This is a genomic window from Candidatus Binataceae bacterium, from assembly GCA_035500095.1.
Taxonomy (GTDB): Bacteria; Desulfobacterota; Binatia; order Binatales; family Binataceae; genus JAKAVN01.
In genome coordinates this window covers 36,095-50,553 of record DATJXN010000120.1, presented here as the reverse complement: position 1 = coordinate 50,553, position 14,459 = coordinate 36,095, and the positions used below count along the sequence as shown (strand labels likewise).

The following is a 14,459-nucleotide window of genomic DNA, read 5'->3' as shown; positions in this document are numbered from 1 at the left end:
CGGAGTCGAGATTCGCGAGGCGATCCACCTGGAGGAGAGGAGCGGCACGTGAAAATCGCGATGGTAGTGTCGGAGTTCAACTTTGACGTGACCTCCGCGATGGAGGAGCGGGCGCGGCGCCATGCCGCCTTCCTCGGCGTCGAGGTCAGCCACGTGGTCCACGTCCCGGGCGTCTTTGACATGGGCCCGGCGATCAAGAAGCTGCTGCGCCGCAAGGACGTCGACGCGGTGGTGATTATCGGCACCGTGATCAAGGGCGACACCGGGCACGACGAGATCGTGGCCCACGCCGCCGCGCGCGCCGCCGCCGACCTGGCGCTGCAGTTCGACAAGCCCGTCGCGCTGGGGATGACCGGGCCGGGGATGACCCGCGAGCAGGCGCTCGACCGTATCGACAACGCGCGCAACGCGGTCGAGGCGGCGGTGCGGATGGCGCGGACGCTCAAGGAAATCGGCGAATAGCGCTGCCTGCCGCGTACCTGGCGGCCGCTTTCCGCTGCCGAAGAGCGTTCGGGGCCGTTGCGGCCACCGCCGCGCTCTCAACAGGGCGCTGTTAAAAGATCGTTTCGGGCGGCGTTGAGACGCCGTAGATTATTTTCTTATACTTCGGTCCGTGGCGGGGATGCTGGACGAAGCGGCGGCAAAGCGTGCGCACACCTTTTCGACGCGTGCGGCGGCGCGCATCCTTGCCATCTCGCCCGACCGGATTCGGTACTGGGTAAGGCGCTCGCTGGTGCGGCCCTTTAAGGGCGGCCGCCAGATGCGCTTCGGCTTCGACGATCTGCTGGTGATGCGGCTCGCCAAAGAGTTGCTCCCGACGCGCCATCATCTCGACCCGGTGCGCCGATGCCTCGAGCGTGTGCGCGGGATGTTCGGGCCGGCAAGGCCGGTTACCTCGCTCAGGCTCGCCAACTATGAGGGCCAGATCGTGGTGCGCGACGGCAACGTGATGGTCGAGGCGATGAGCGGGCAGGTCCTGCTCAACTTCGAGGCGCCGCCGCCGCCCGGCAAAGTCGAGGAGCGCTTCGGTCCCGCTCGCGTGCGCGAGCGCTTCGAGGAGGCGCGCAAACTGGCGGAGAGCGATCCGCTGCGCGCACTCACGCTCTACAGCGAACTTTTGGGCCGCGAGCCGGGAAACTACCAAGCGCATATCGACCTTGCCGATCTGCTCGAGCGCGAAGGCGACCTCTCCGGCGCGCTGCGCGCGCTGCTCGGCGCGGCGGCGATCACTCCCACCAACGCCGACGTCCATATCCGGCTGGGATTGCTCTACCGCCGCCGCGAGGACCAGCAGAATGCGCTCGGGAGCTTCTTGCGCGCGACCGAATGCGATCCGCTCTCGCTCGCCGCGCATCGCAACCTGGCCGAGTTGTACGAGGCGATGGGCCGCAAGCGCGACGCGCTGCGCCATCTCGGTATGGTCCATCGCCTGACCCGCAATTAGCCCGTTCCGCAGGGCCAGGGCCGCTCTCCACGCTGCATTTGAACTGACCCGCGCCCCGGCGATAAGCTTGCGGGTGATGCCCGACAAGACTTTGAAGCAAATCGACGTGCTGCGCCACGAACTCAAGGCGCTGCGTTACATCCTGGACAATTTCCACGCCGGCAAACTTTCGCCCGCGGCCCTGCCGCCCCGCGACGATTTTCTCTCGGCGCAGGCGCGCGCGATCTACGACGCGATTTTGAAGGCCCCGAGCCGCACCGCGGCCGAGGAGGAAATCGCGGCGATGCGCCTTGATGAGGTCGACGTCGCATCGTTCCTGCGCCTAAGCGGCGGCCATTACTACACCTATCCCGCGCTGGTGCACGAGCGCGCCGAGGCGCTGCGCGCCGGCCGCCTCAGGATCGAGACGGCTTGAGTGCGCTCGCCGCAAAGGAATTGCACCTGTTGCTCGACGCCTCGGGCGCGCTGATCGTCTATCAGGAACAAGGCACGCACTGGGCCGGCGTGCTCGGATTTTCCAGCGAAGCCCGCGCGCGCGAGTTCGTGGCCGCAAGTCATCTCGACGCCGCCGAGACCGCCGCGATCGATCCCGCCGACCAGGCGCAGGTCGCCTCGCTGATCGAGGCGGTTAAACGGCGCGCCGTGCGCCACCTGCTGCTCGATCTCGATTGGCGCACCGGCGAATGCGTGCAGGTCGAATTCGACGGGAGTTCCTTCGGCCCTTCGCGCGAGCGCCGCTTCACGCCGCACCAGCATCGGACTTGAGCGCGGCCCGCGGGCGGCGCGGATGGCAAAACCAATGAGCGCGGCGAGCCCCGAAAGCGTCACCATCGAAGACCTCGAACGTGCGCGCGCGCGCCTTGCGGGAATCGTCAAACCGACCCCGCTCATCCGCAGCGAGACGCTCTCGCGGATGACCGGCGCGGAGGTTTACCTCAAGCCCGAGAACCTGCAGAAGACCGGCTCGTTCAAGATTCGCGGCGCGTATAACCGCGTCGCGTCGCTGGCGCCCGCCGAGGCCGCGCGCGGCGCGGTCGCGGCGTCGGCCGGCAATCACGGCCAGGCGCTCGCCTGGGCGGCCTCGCGCGCGGGCGTGCGCGCGACGATCGTGATGCCGACGACGGCCGCGATCGCCAAGATCGACGCCACGCGGAGCTACGGCCAGACCGTCGAGCTCGCCGGCATCGACTACCTCGAGGCCCGCCGCACGGCCGGGGAAATCTGCGCGCGCACGGGCGCGCTGTTCGTCGACGCCTACGACGATCCGTTCGTGATCGCAGGCCAGGGCACGGTCGGCCTTGAGATCGCGGACGAACTCACGCCCGACTTCGTGCTGGTGCCGGTGGGAGGCGGCGGCCTCCTCGCCGGGATAGCAATCGCGCTTGCCGCGCGCGCGCCGCGCGCGAAGTTGATCGGCGTAGAGGCGGCGGGCAGCCCGCAACTCAGCCTCAGCCTCGAGCGCGGCGCGCCGTGCACCGTGCCGACGGCGGTTGACACCATCGCCGACGGCCTTGCCACCGGGCGCGTCGGGCGCTTGCCGTTCGAAATCGTGCGCAACCGCCTCGACCGCGTCGTTACGGTGGACGACTTCGAGATCGGCGAGGCGGTGCTGTTGGTGCTCGAGCGGATGAAGCTTCTGGCCGAGGGCGCGGGCGCGGCCGCGCTGGCCGGGGCGCTCAAGCTCGGCGCGGCGCTCGCCGGGCGGCGCATGGCGATCGTGGTAAGCGGCGGCAATATCGACGTCAATCTCCTCGATCGGATCATCGGGCACGGGCTGGCCAAGGCGGGGCGGCTGATGCGGCTAACGGTCGAGATGCGCGATCGGCCTGGCGAGCTGCAGCGGTTGTTGGCCGCGATCACAGAGCAGGGCGCCAACGTCCGTGCGATTCAGCACGACCGCACGCGGCGCGACGTCCGGATTGGCGGCGCGCGGGTGACCCTGGAGCTCGAAACGCGCGGTCACGCTCATATCGAGCGCATCCGCGAGGCGCTCGCCGCAAGCGGCCACAATCTGCTGATCGAAGAATGAGCCGGTGCCGCCCGAAAAGTTAGTATGGACCCCATCGTCGACGCGCATTGCCATCTGGCCGACCCGCGGCTCTATCCCGATCTGGACGGCGCGCTCGCGCGCGCGGCCGCGGCGGCGGTCAGAACCATCGTCGCGGTCGGAGCGATCGAGACCATCGAGACCGACCGGCTGACAGTCGAGATCGCCGAGCGCCATCCGCGGGTCTTCGCCGCCGTCGGAGTCCATCCGCACAACGCCGCCGATTGCGACGAGGCGCGCATCGCCGCGCTCGCCGGGCTTGCGAGGTCGCCGAAAGTGGTCGCGATCGGCGAGACCGGGCTCGATTTTCACTACATGCATTCCCCGCCCGACGCGCAGGAGCGGGCGTTGCGGCGGCACCTGGAACTCGCCCGCGCGCTCGACCGTCCGGTGATGATTCATTGCCGCAACGCCGAGCGGCGGCTGTGCGAGATCGTGCGCGAGACCGGACTGCCGCCCGCCGGCGGGATGATCCATTGCTTCACCGGCGACGCCGGCGCGGCGCGGGACTTCGTCGAACTCGGTTTTTACGTGTCGTTCTCGGGAATTCTTACGTTCAAGAAGGCCGACGAGCTGCGCGCAGCGGCTAAAGTAGTGCCGGAGGACCGCCTGCTGATCGAGACCGACGCGCCCTATCTCGCGCCGGAGCCGTATCGCGGAAAGCCCAACGAGCCCGCGTACGTTCGCCGCACGTTCGAGGCGATGGCGGCGCTCCGCGGCGCCGATCCGTCGGCGCTCGCAGCGCGCATTTGCGCCAACGCCGCCCGCCTGTTCAGATTGCCGGCGGCCTGAGCGCTGCGTTTGCGGCGCCGAGCCCTAGCCCAGCGGATGGCCGCCGAAGGCCCACGGATGAATCGCGACCAGGACGATCGTCAGCGCCGTCCCGATGACGACCGCCAGCAGAGGAAAATCCTCGCGCGGATCGCATCGCTGGCGTCCGCTCAGCAGCGCCGCGCCAGGCATGAACGAGGTCTCTGCGACGAACTTGCGGTAGCGCTCGCCCATCGAGCGCAGCTTGCGGCGGTCCTGATGCAGGCCGCCAAAGATGCCGAGTGCGGGAAACGTGCCGAAGAAAATCACGTCGCCCACCCATCCGTTCATCAGCATGTGCGCGAAGCCGAAGATCGCGAACGCGACGAAGCCCGGATGGCGCGTCAGCTTGAGCATCCCGCGCGGCGTCGGATTGTCCGGCGCGCCGAGCGCTACCGGATTAGGAGTAATCAGCGACGCGACCCACATGATGAGCGCGGCCAGCATCAGCAGCCACACGAGCCATCGCAGCGGCGCGACACCGCGCAGATACCAGAGCATCGGACCCGCGTGCTTGTGATGGCCGAAGGCGACCACCAGCGGGATGAAGGTGCCGAGCGCGACCAGCGAATAGATCCCGCGAAAGGGCTGCTCGCCGGTCGCTCCGACGATCGCGCCGCGCACGGCGTCCGCGGACAGGATGAAATGTCCCGCCAGGAACAACACGGCCCATAGCGCTATCATCCCGACGGCTCCCATCGCTCCCTCTCGGACAAAAAGGGCGAAACGCGTCCTCGCGGCTGCCGTCAACTTTAGTCGCGCGGCGACCCGGCAGGATAGAGGGTCCGGCCGCGCCCCGGCCGCGTCGCTGGAGGCGATTCACGCCGGACCGATTGGGGGGTTATAACCTCTGTCATGGAAGCCACGGCAAAGAAGCTCAATCTGCCGCCGCCTTTCGAGGAGACGGTCAGCCGCCACGAGCGCGAGATCATGCGTTTCCTGCTGCGGATGACGCGGGACCAGAACGACGCGCTCGATCTCTTCCAGGAAACGTGGCTCCGCGCCTACCGCGCCTATCCGCAACTAGACTCCGCAGAGGGCCTGCGTCCGTGGCTGTATCGGATTGCGACCAATCTCTGCCGCAACCGCGTGCGCGACAACGTGCGGCGCGCACGCGTGATCACCAATGGCGACGACCCGACGGACGGCGACCATCGCGCTGCCGCGTCGGCGCCCGGCGGCGGCGGACACGAGGGGATGATCCATCTCAGGCGCGCGATTGCAGGACTTCCGAACAAGCAGAATCAGGCGCTGGTGATGCGCAAGTTCGCGGGACTCGAATACGAGGAAATAGGCGCGGCGCTCGAGTGCTCGGCCGATAGCGCGCGGGCGAGCGTTTACCAGGCGCTCAAAAAGCTCAAGGCAATCCGGTAGATGCGCAGGCCGCGGATATCCGGGACGGTGAAGATCATGAATCAGACGGTCAAGGACGAGATACTGATGCGCGAAATGCTCGGCGACGACGGACCGCTCGGGGCAGATAGCGCGCCCGACGACGCCACGGTCGATGCGGCGTTGCGGGCGGTGCGTCCGAAGCTCGCGCGCACGCTGGGCCGCGCGCGCCGGCCGCTTGCGCGCGTCGGCGTGATCGATTCTCCCGTCGGCCGCCTCCTGGTGGCCGAGAGCGCGCGCGGCCTCCTCGCCGTGCAGTTCCTCGACGTGGCCGAGGCGCCCGACTCGCTCGCGGCGATGCGGGAGAGCTTCGACGTGGTCGAAGACCCCGAGACCGCGGCGCGCATCGGGCGCGAGATCGGCCGCTATCTGAAGGGCGACCTGCAAGCGCTCAACCGTCCGGTCGATCTCAGCCTGGTGCGGAGCGATTTTCAGCGGCGGGCGCTGATGCGGCTGCGCAGGGCGGTGCCGCCCGGCGCGGTTATCACGTACCAGGCGCTGGCGGCGGCGGTCGGCGCGCCGTCGGGCCAGCGCGCGATCGGCAACACGATGGCCACCAATCCGGTGCCACTCTACGTTCCGTGCCATCGCGTGATCCGCTCCGACGGCACGATCGGCAACTATGGCGGCGGCGAGCCGCGGAAGATCAAGCTGCTGCGAGCCGAGGGCTTCAGCGTGGCGCGCGATCATCGGTTGCCGGCGGGCAGCGTGATGGGGCATCTGGTGACGCACATCTTCTGCCGTCCGCAATGTCACGCGGCGATGCGCGCGGATCCCGCGAAATCGGTGATCTTTGCGAATTCGCGCCGCGCGCAGAGCGCCGGACTGCGCGCGTGCAAGCTCTGCCGTCCGGTCTGAGGCTTGTGCGCGGCGCGGAGACAAAGCGCTCGAGGCGCGCAGAAATCAAAAGCGCAAGCGGCGCGGCGCCCCGCCAGGACGCCACGCCGCTTGCGCTTACTGGTCTTGCTTCGGCGAGCCTATTCGGTCTGCTGCTGCTGCTGAAGCTGCTGGATCTGCAGACGCTGGCTCTGGATCTCCTGCTCCTGGTTCTGAATCTGCCCCTGCTGCTGCGCGGTCGCGGACTGCTGATTCTGGAGCGAGTTGCCTACGACGTAGCCGGTGCCCGCGCCGAGCGCGCCGCCTATCGCCGCGCCGGCCAGCGGATGTCCTACCGCTGCGCCGACGATCGCGCCCGCGCCGCCGCCCAGCACGCCGCCGCCGAGCGTTCCTTCGGTAGTCGTTGACATCCCCTGCGGACCGCATCCGGCAAGCGCGGCCGCAGCAAGTATCGCCATCACCACCGCAGCCGCGCGAAAATTATTCGCCTTGACCATACAAACCCTCTGCCTCATCCCCGCCGCATGGCCGCCGCGGCACGACTCACTCGGTTTCCTGCTGTTGCTTGAGCTGCTGGATCTGCTGGCGCTGCTGCTCGAGTTCCTGCTGCTGCTGCTGGATCTGGCCCTGGGTCTGCGCCTGCTGGTTTTCGTTGTTCTGCATCGAGTTGCCTACGGCAAAGCCGCCAACACCGCCGATCGCGCCGCCGATCGCCGCGCCTGCGCCGGGCGCACCTACTGCGGCCCCGATAATCGCGCCGGTCGCGGCACCCAGTCCGCCGCCCAGAAGCGTTCCCTTCTCACGCGTCGATAACGGCTCGCCTGAGCATCCGGCCACCAAAAGAGCCGCCGCCACCGCCACCAGAATTGTCGAGACTACGCCTTTGCGCATTGCTCGCCCCCTCCTTGTACGTAAAGTAGTCTTCCTGGTTTCCATGCCCCGTCCGTATGCGATCCTGCTTGATTCGCTCGATTCGCCAGCGAGTCCCTGCGCAGCAGTTTTTATGCCACCGACGGCCCTCGGCTATTCTACCTTTTTCCAGATCGCTTTGCCTGCAGTGGCGGCGATGCAACCGGTTGCATCGTATTTCCAATCCCAGCAGAGATAATGCGGCGCCCGCTCGGGCGCGCCTGGAAACAAGGAATCCTCGAGAATTCCTTAAGGGAGCACCGCGAAAATGCGTGCGGGCGCTCCCGTTCCCTTGGCGATCTTCATCGGAATGCAGAAGATCGTTGCGCCGCTGAACGGAAGTTTATCTGCGTTGGCAAGATTTTCAAATCCGATCCGATTCGCGCCAAGCCACATCCGATGGACCGGAAAATCCCGCGAATTGCCGGGATCGAGACTCGGCGTGTCGATCGCCAGCGCCATTACGTTCCGATCGGTGAGTAGAAATTTCACGGCTTCGGGCGAGAAACCTGGAAAGTGGAGATCGGTTACGTCGCCCGGCTTGTCGCTGCCGAGGTAGTGCTTCTTGTCGGGCCAGTAGCGGCCCCACCCCGAGCGCGCCACGACGATCGCTCCCGAAGGAATTTGGCCGTGGGTTCTTTCGTAAGCGTGAATGTCCTCGAGGATGAGCGTGGCATCGGGATAATTCTCGGAGCGGGCGGAAAAATCGATAACCGCCGCTGGTCCGACGAAGTAGCTCATCGGCACCTGTTCCGCCGACATCCCGTTGCGGTTGAAATGCAGCGGCGCGTCCATATGCGTGCCGCCGTGTTCGGCCGCGGCAAACCTGGCCGAGGCGTAAAAGTAGCCGCCCGGCTGCATCCCGAACAACTCGAACTTGTGCTCGAACCCGCCTTCGGTGGGCCAGTAGATGGTCGAGGCGTCGAAGCTGTAGGTCAGGTCGATGATTTTGCCCTGGTCGCTGAGCGCGCCGATGACTTTCGCCGGGTTGAAAAAGTCGGCCTGGGCCCGCACGCGCGGGGCGGTCGAAGCCAGCAGCGCCCAGAAAACCGCAGCTGAGAGTGCCGCGCCGGACGCGATTGCGCCGATCACGCCGATCGCACGGGGCAGCTTCCGGATCGTCTTGCGCATCGTCTCGCGCCTCATTTCGCGCCTCATCGTTGCGCGTCTGTTGCGTCTGGCGTGGCCCGCTCCGTCACCACCCGATCGCCTGCGCCGGCATTAGCGCGGCGATCTGTCCGCGCGGATCGGCGCCGGCCTTGAGCTGCCCGCGCGCACCGTCGCGCGACACCGCGAGCACGTTGCCGTCGCACCATGGCGGACGCGTCTCGAGCTTGTGGCCGTGCGCCGCAAGCTCGGCGCGCACACGCTCGTCGATGCGGTCCTCGATACGCACGAGTCCGGGCGAAGCGTCGTGCGGAAAGAACGACGACGGGGCATGCATGCACGAGTAGCGCGGCGCCTCGATCGCCTCCTGAAGGTCCATCCCGAACTCCGCCAGGTTGAGAAAGAACTGCAGCGTCCATTGATCCTGCTGGTCGCCGCCCTGGGTGCCGAAGGCGATCCATCTGCCGTCGCGCGTCAACGCCATCGACGGCGTCAACGTGGTGCGCGGGCGCTTGTGGGGCGCCAGGGCATTGGGATGGCGTTCGTCGAGGTAGAAGGTCTGCAGGCGCGTGCCGAGCGGAAAGCCGAGCGCCTCGACCACGGGCGAGCTGCGCAGCCACGCGCCGCTCGGCGTGATCGCGATCAGGTTGCCGTGGCGGTCGGCGGCGTCGACGTGCGTCGTGCCGGCGCCCCACGAACGCGGCCCAAGCGGCGCGTCCGACTCGGCGCGCATCGCCCGCGGATCGCCCGGCCGCAAATCCATCGCGGCGCGCTTCGGATCGATAAGCGCGCGGCGCAGCGCCGAATAGCCCTCGGAGAACAACGCGCCGAGCGGTACGTCGACGAATTCTGGATCGGCGTAATAGGCCTCGCGGTCGGCGAAGGCAAGCTTGGCGGCCTCGATGAGCGTATGAAGGTAGGCGGCCGAGTTATGGCCCATCGCGGCGAGGTCGAAACCCTCGAGCAACGCAAGCTGCTGCAGGAAGACCGGCCCCTGCGACCACGGTCCGCACTTGAAGACGGTTGAGCCACGATAGGTGCGGCTCGCCGGCTCTTCGATCCGGGTAGCGAAGGTGGCAAGGTCCTCGAGCGCCAGCAGTCCGCCGTGCGCCTCGGAGTGGGCGACGATCTCGCGCGCGATGTCGCCGCGGTAGAAGCGCTCGACCGCCGCGCGCAGGCCGGCCGCGCGGCCGCCGTTGCGCGCGCCGGCTTCGGCGTCGAGCAGGCGGCGGAAGAAGTGCGCGAGCGCCGGATTCCTGATCACGTCGCCGGAGCGCGGCGGCTCGCCACCGGGCATATATACGCGCGCGGTCGAAGGCCATCGCGTCCGAAAGACCTCGGCATTGGCGTGGATCGAGCCCATCCCCAGGCCAGGGACATCGACCGAGGCGTCGTCGCCGCAAAGCCCCGGGTGCATCGCAAATCCGTCCTCGCAGAGGGCGAGCGCCGGACCCGCGACGTCGGCGAGGGTCATCGTGCCGAAGTTCTCCAGCGCGCAGGCCATCGCGCCGAAAGCCGCGGGCACGCCGGCGGCGAGCAATCCTTCGCCAGGAACGAGATCCAGCCCGAGCGCCCGATAGTGGGAAATCGTCGCGCGCTCGGGCGCCATCGTATTGCCGTTGATCGCGACCACCCGGTCGGCCGATCCTGTCTTGATCAGCATCGGCGCCTCGCCGCCGATGGTGTGCATGTGGGGATTTACGACGCCTTCGACGAGCGTGGCTGCTACGGCGGCGTCGATCGCATTGCCGCCGCGGTCGAAGATGCGGGCGGCGGCGGCGGCGGAGAGATAGTGCTCGGTGGACGCGACGACCTCGCGGCCGATGATCAGGGGATATAGCGTTGACATGGCATTTATAACGAGTATCTTAGAGGCTGGGCGTTTGTTAACGATAGATGGTGCTAGTAGTAACCAAATGGTGCTGCGGCGCAGAAGTTTTCATCCCAAACCGGTTTATCCCAAATCAGTCCGACCCTGTACCTGACGCGATTCTCGCCGCAAATCAAGAGCGCGTAACTGCGCAGCCAAACCTGGCTAACAACCAGGGACTAGGAATTCGAGGGAAGGGCCGAGTTATTTGGCTTTTCGAACGAGGTTGTGGGGGAATGAAAGTCGGTTCCGAAGCGTCTAATTCAATAGGCGCGATCATTGCTATCCAGTAAGGCACAGAGGGATTCTCCAACATGCGGGCGGCGGAGCTAGGCGGGCGGAAGGACAGTGATGAACATGGAAACTATGAATTTCGAGGCGGCGGTGGGGCGGCGTTGTCGTTTGCTCAAGCCTGTGCGAGACCATGAAGGGTTGAGCAGATACACAGAAAAACCTCGCATTTTGCGCTCGGTGGACAACCTCGGGCGCCGGATGTTGTTGGTGCAGTTTGACGATGGCGCAACCACCTTCCTGTTTCCGGACGAAGTGACGGTCGAGTAAGAGCGCTGCCTGATTAGCGGGCGACCGCGTAATTCGCGGTCAGCCAGGGGCGGGTCCGAATATTGGCAATCGTCGCAAACCAGGCGACGGCGGGCCCAAAAACGCGACTCAGGCTGATCCTGCGCCAGTCAGGAAATCGCGGGCGCGTAGCAGCGCGACGATCGACTTTGCATCGATGAGCTCACCGCTCACGATCATCGCCAGTGCCCGGTCCAAGGCGACCGGCGTGGCACTGATGACTTCGTCATGGTCGAGCTCGCCTGGCGCGGCCTCGAGTTCGCGTGCCAGGTAAAGCTCGATGCGCTCGTCGCAAAAGCTTGGGATCGTTACGATTGCACCGAGGTAGTCCCAGCGGCGCGCACCAAGTCCGGCCTCCTCGCTAAGCTCGCGCTCGGCGCAGGCGCGCGCGGTTTCGTCGGCACGGCGGCATCCCGCCGGAACCTCCCATATCCAGCCGCCCATCGCGTGCCGCCACTGCCGAAGCAGCGTCACGCGGCTATGCTCGTCGAGGGCGACGATAGCGCTCGCCCCCGGATGGCGGATTACGGCGAGGTCGACTGTCAGGCCGTTGGGCAATTCGGCTTTTTCGACGCCCAAATCGACCACGCCGAGCTTCATCACTTCCCGTCTTTCTATCGCCATGCGCCAGCATTGCGGTCATCGCCCGAGCAGGCAAGCGGGCAAAGCGCCCGCACACAAGGCAATTGCCCGCGCGCGCCGGAGAGGCCAATATTTGAGTCGAGACACGAAGCGCGAGAAGCCGTGGCGAAGACCGTAATTCCAATCTATTTCGACTACGCTTCGACGCTCTGTTATTTCGCGTGGCGCATCGTCAGCCAGCTCGAACGCGAGCTCGAATTTATCGCGCTGTGGAAGGGCGTGCCGATCGCGCTACGCAACTACCGCACGCGCCCCGGACTGCCGCTCGGCGCGCTCGAACTGGTAAAGATTCGCAACGTCGCCGCCGAGACCGGCATCGCCGTCGAGCCGCCCGGACGATGGCTCGACTCGGACAATGCGCTCCAGGGCTCGGAGTTGGCGCGCGACGCCGGCGCTTTCGCTGACTATCACGATGCGGTCTTTCGCGCCGCCTTCGAGGAGCGCGCCGATATCGGAAATCTCGACCTGTTGACCGCGATCGCGGCTGAGGCCGGCCTTGACCGCGCGCGCTTTCGCGACGAAATCGAACGCGGACGGATGGCCGCGCGGCTTGCCGCGAACAAGGCCGAAGCGGACCGTTTTTCGGCGCTCGGCTATCCAAGCTTCATCCTGGGCGATTTTCCGCTCACGGGGATCCAGCCGATCGAGTCGATGCGGATGCTGCTTTCGCGCTTCATCGAGCGTCGCGCCGCGGAGCCGCAGGCGTGAGCGCCGTGCCGAAGCCAAGCGCTCCGTCACCCGCCGGCACTGCAGGATCGCGGCCGCCGCTTAAATGGGCGGGGGGCAAGCGATGGCTGGTGCCGCACCTCGCTCCCCTGTGGCTACGGTTCAGCGATCGAAGGTTGGTCGAGCCGTTTTGCGGCGGGATAGCGGTTGCGCTCGCCCTGATGCCGGCGCGCGCGCACCTCAGCGACATCAACCCGCACGTGGTGAACTTTTATCGATGGCTGAAGCGTGGGTTCAAGGTAAAGATCGCGATGCGCAACGAGGCGGCGCTTTTTTATCGTCATCGCGAGCGCTTCAATCGCCTGGTCGCGGACGGCGACGGCGACAGCGCGGCGGCGGCCGCGCTCTTCTACTATCTGAATCGGACCGGTTACAACGGGCTTTGCCGCTTCAACCGCAAGGGCGAGTTCAACGTACCGTTCGGCCGCTACCGCCGGATCAACTATGTCACCGATTTTTCCGCCTACCGGGCCGCGTTCCGGCGATGGGAGTTCAGCGCCGGCGATTTTGAGAAGCTGGCCCTCGCGGACGACGATTTCATCTATGCCGATCCGCCCTACGATGTCGAGTTCACCCAGTATTCAAAAGAGCAGTTCGGTTGGGATGAACAGGTGCGTCTGGCCGAATTCCTCGCGCGCCATCGCGGACCCGTGCTTCTGTCGAACCAGGCGACCGCGCGAATTCTCCGTCTCTATCGCCGGCTGGGCTTTTCCATCCGGCGCCTTGAGGCCCCGCGGATGATCAGTTGCACGGGCGATCGCGCGCCTGCGCGCGAAGTCCTCGCAACGCGGGGATTCTGACCCGCCGCGCCACCGCCGGCATGGCAGTCCGTCCTGCTTTGGACTAGCGCGACAGGAATACCGGGCACGGCGCGTTGCGCAGGACGTATTCGGTGGTCGAGCCCAGCACCATTTCGATTATCCGGCTGTGGCCGTATGCGCCGATGAACAGCAGGTCGGTCTCGCTCTGGTTGAGATAACGTACGATCTCCTCGTGCGCATGGCCGCTAAGCCGCTCGAACGTGGCGCCGACGCGGTAGGGTTCAAGGTAGTGGCGCGCTTCGGCGATCACCCGCTCGCCCATCTTGGGGTCGCGCGCGACGGTTATTACCGTGAGCGGCGCGCCGAGTTCGGTGGCGAACTCCGCCGCCGCGCGCATCGCCTTGGACGCCCGCTCGCTGCCATCGTAGGCGAGAGTCAGCCGCTCGATTTCGCGCAGACGCTTGGGCGAGACGAACAGCGGCCGCGGGCTCTTGCGCGCGACGCTCTCGGCGGTCGAGCCTAAAAGCCCCGTCGAGAAGCGTTCGTGGACGCCGCGATGGCCGATCATCACGAGGTCGGCGGCCTTGGCCCGCTCGCAAATCTGGTTGGCCACCACGCCCATGTCGAGCAGCGGCTCGGCCGCGATCTTTTCGCGTTCGGCGGTCGCGCAGAAGTCCTCCACCACGGTCCGTCCCCGCAGCGTCAGCACTTCGCGCATTTTTGAGGAGAAGTCGAGATAGGGTTCTAGTCCGAGCGAGCCTGAGATATCATGGAAGAAAGAACCCTCGATCGAAACGATGTCGACGACGTGCAGTCCGACAAGAGTGGCGCCCAGGCGGCGCGCCAGCGCAAAGGCGTAAGCCTGGGCCACGCGGGAGTGCTCCGAGGTGTCGATGCCGACCAGGATGCGCTTGATCATCGGCCTCACTCTAAGCGTACAATCCGGCGATATCATGCGTATTCGGCTCTAACAAGGGGTGTTTGAAGATGGCTGAGTTACGAGGCGGCGCGCGAATCGCATCGATGGTCGAAGAGCTGGCGGCGGCGGCGGAGCGCGTCGGATTGCAGGTCAGGCGCGAGCGGCTGCTGCGCGAGGTCGGCTATCGCGCGCGCGGCGGCGCCTGTCGGCTCCGCGAAAAGGACCTCATCATCATCGATTCCTCGCAGCCGCCGGCCGAACAGCTCGAGGTGTTGCTCGACGCGCTGCGCACGCGCGACCTCGAGACGCTTTACCTGTCGCCCGCCGCGCGCCGGCTGTTGCAGACCCGCTCAGACGAGCCCGACGGGCCGGAGCGGGCCGACAAAGGCGGCGCGGCCGAGCCTGGCTGAGTCGCA

The 14,459-nt window shown here is 66.5% G+C and carries 19 protein-coding genes; 12 read left to right on the top strand and 7 right to left on the bottom strand.

All coding sequences use genetic code 11. The features are described 5' to 3' along the window. The 6 genes from ribH to VMI09_12460 form a co-directional block, all read left to right on the top strand. Positions 1 to 462: 6,7-dimethyl-8-ribityllumazine synthase (gene ribH / locus VMI09_12485; GenBank protein HTQ25507.1), on the top strand; the 462-nt coding region annotated here is incomplete at its 5' end. 160 nt (positions 463 to 622) lie between these two features. Beyond that, the gene (locus VMI09_12480; protein HTQ25506.1) at positions 623 to 1,444 is read left to right on the top strand and encodes a tetratricopeptide repeat protein; all 822 of its coding nucleotides are present in this window, start codon (positions 623 to 625) and stop codon (positions 1,442 to 1,444) included. 76 nt (positions 1,445 to 1,520) lie between these two features. Next, on the top strand, positions 1,521 to 1,859 hold the full coding sequence (locus VMI09_12475) for a hypothetical protein (protein ID HTQ25505.1): 339 nt from the start codon (positions 1,521 to 1,523) through the stop codon (positions 1,857 to 1,859). After that, a complete protein-coding gene (locus tag VMI09_12470; GenBank protein HTQ25504.1) occupies positions 1,856 to 2,209 on the top strand; it encodes a hypothetical protein in 354 nt (117 codons plus the stop codon). The genes VMI09_12475 and VMI09_12470 overlap by 4 nt, the downstream gene beginning before the upstream one ends. 22 nt (positions 2,210 to 2,231) lie before the next feature. Beyond that, positions 2,232 to 3,473, top strand: coding sequence for a threonine ammonia-lyase (ilvA, locus tag VMI09_12465; protein HTQ25503.1), 1,242 nt, complete (start codon positions 2,232 to 2,234; stop codon positions 3,471 to 3,473). Positions 3,474 to 3,497: 24 nt separating this feature from the next. Continuing rightward, entirely contained in the window at positions 3,498 to 4,283 is a 786-nt protein-coding gene (locus tag VMI09_12460; GenBank protein HTQ25502.1) for a TatD family hydrolase, read from the top strand. 24 nt (positions 4,284 to 4,307) lie between these two features. On the opposite strand, the gene VMI09_12455 is transcribed toward VMI09_12460, so the two are convergent. After that, entirely contained in the window at positions 4,308 to 5,000 is a 693-nt protein-coding gene (locus VMI09_12455) for an NnrU family protein (GenBank protein ID HTQ25501.1), read from the bottom strand. Between the two features lie 156 nt (positions 5,001 to 5,156). Between VMI09_12455 and VMI09_12450 the strand changes: the two genes are divergently transcribed. Both VMI09_12450 and VMI09_12445 read left to right on the top strand, forming a co-directional pair. Further along, positions 5,157 to 5,675 carry an RNA polymerase sigma factor gene (locus VMI09_12450; protein HTQ25500.1) on the top strand — a complete coding sequence of 173 codons (519 nt, stop codon included), beginning with the start codon at positions 5,157 to 5,159 and terminating at the stop codon, positions 5,673 to 5,675. 36 nt (positions 5,676 to 5,711) lie between these two features. Then, positions 5,712 to 6,551: a methylated-DNA--[protein]-cysteine S-methyltransferase gene (locus VMI09_12445; GenBank protein HTQ25499.1), complete on the top strand. Its 840-nt coding sequence runs from the start codon at positions 5,712 to 5,714 to the stop codon at positions 6,549 to 6,551. 119 nt (positions 6,552 to 6,670) lie between these two features. On the opposite strand, the gene VMI09_12440 is transcribed toward VMI09_12445, so the two are convergent. The 4 genes from VMI09_12440 to VMI09_12425 all read right to left on the bottom strand — a co-directional run bounded on the left by VMI09_12440 (position 6,671) and on the right by VMI09_12425 (position 10,395). Then, entirely contained in the window at positions 6,671 to 7,027 is a 357-nt protein-coding gene (locus VMI09_12440) for a glycine zipper domain-containing protein (protein ID HTQ25498.1), read from the bottom strand. Between the two features lie 46 nt (positions 7,028 to 7,073). Continuing rightward, positions 7,074 to 7,421: a glycine zipper domain-containing protein gene (locus VMI09_12435; protein ID HTQ25497.1), complete on the bottom strand. Its 348-nt coding sequence runs from the start codon at positions 7,419 to 7,421 to the stop codon at positions 7,074 to 7,076. Positions 7,422 to 7,688: 267 nt separating this feature from the next. Beyond that, the gene (locus VMI09_12430) at positions 7,689 to 8,585 is read right to left on the bottom strand and encodes a cyclase family protein (GenBank protein ID HTQ25496.1); all 897 of its coding nucleotides are present in this window, start codon (positions 8,583 to 8,585) and stop codon (positions 7,689 to 7,691) included. Positions 8,586 to 8,634: 49 nt separating this feature from the next. Next, a complete protein-coding gene (locus tag VMI09_12425) occupies positions 8,635 to 10,395 on the bottom strand; it encodes a gamma-glutamyltransferase family protein (protein HTQ25495.1) in 1,761 nt (586 codons plus the stop codon). A gap of 372 nt (positions 10,396 to 10,767) precedes the next feature. Between VMI09_12425 and VMI09_12420 the strand changes: the two genes are divergently transcribed. Continuing rightward, complete coding sequence (locus VMI09_12420) at positions 10,768 to 10,977, top strand: hypothetical protein (protein ID HTQ25494.1); 210 nt, start codon at positions 10,768 to 10,770, stop codon at positions 10,975 to 10,977. Positions 10,978 to 11,085: 108 nt separating this feature from the next. Here the strand turns inward: VMI09_12420 and VMI09_12415 are convergent, their stop codons facing one another. Further along, entirely contained in the window at positions 11,086 to 11,619 is a 534-nt protein-coding gene (locus VMI09_12415) for an NUDIX hydrolase (protein HTQ25493.1), read from the bottom strand. Positions 11,620 to 11,739: 120 nt separating this feature from the next. Here VMI09_12415 and VMI09_12410 point away from each other — a divergent pair, with 120 nt between their 5' ends. Further along, positions 11,740 to 12,345, top strand: a complete 606-nt coding sequence (locus VMI09_12410) for a DsbA family protein (GenBank protein HTQ25492.1) — start codon at positions 11,740 to 11,742, stop codon at positions 12,343 to 12,345. After that, a complete protein-coding gene (locus VMI09_12405) occupies positions 12,342 to 13,163 on the top strand; it encodes a Dam family site-specific DNA-(adenine-N6)-methyltransferase (protein ID HTQ25491.1) in 822 nt (273 codons plus the stop codon). The genes VMI09_12410 and VMI09_12405 overlap by 4 nt, the downstream gene beginning before the upstream one ends. 43 nt (positions 13,164 to 13,206) lie before the next feature. Here the strand turns inward: VMI09_12405 and VMI09_12400 are convergent, their stop codons facing one another. Next, positions 13,207 to 14,043: a universal stress protein gene (locus tag VMI09_12400; GenBank protein HTQ25490.1), complete on the bottom strand. Its 837-nt coding sequence runs from the start codon at positions 14,041 to 14,043 to the stop codon at positions 13,207 to 13,209. 68 nt (positions 14,044 to 14,111) lie between these two features. Here VMI09_12400 and VMI09_12395 point away from each other — a divergent pair, with 68 nt between their 5' ends. Then, the gene (locus VMI09_12395; GenBank protein HTQ25489.1) at positions 14,112 to 14,453 is read left to right on the top strand and encodes a hypothetical protein; all 342 of its coding nucleotides are present in this window, start codon (positions 14,112 to 14,114) and stop codon (positions 14,451 to 14,453) included. Positions 14,454 to 14,459 lie beyond the last annotated feature (6 nt).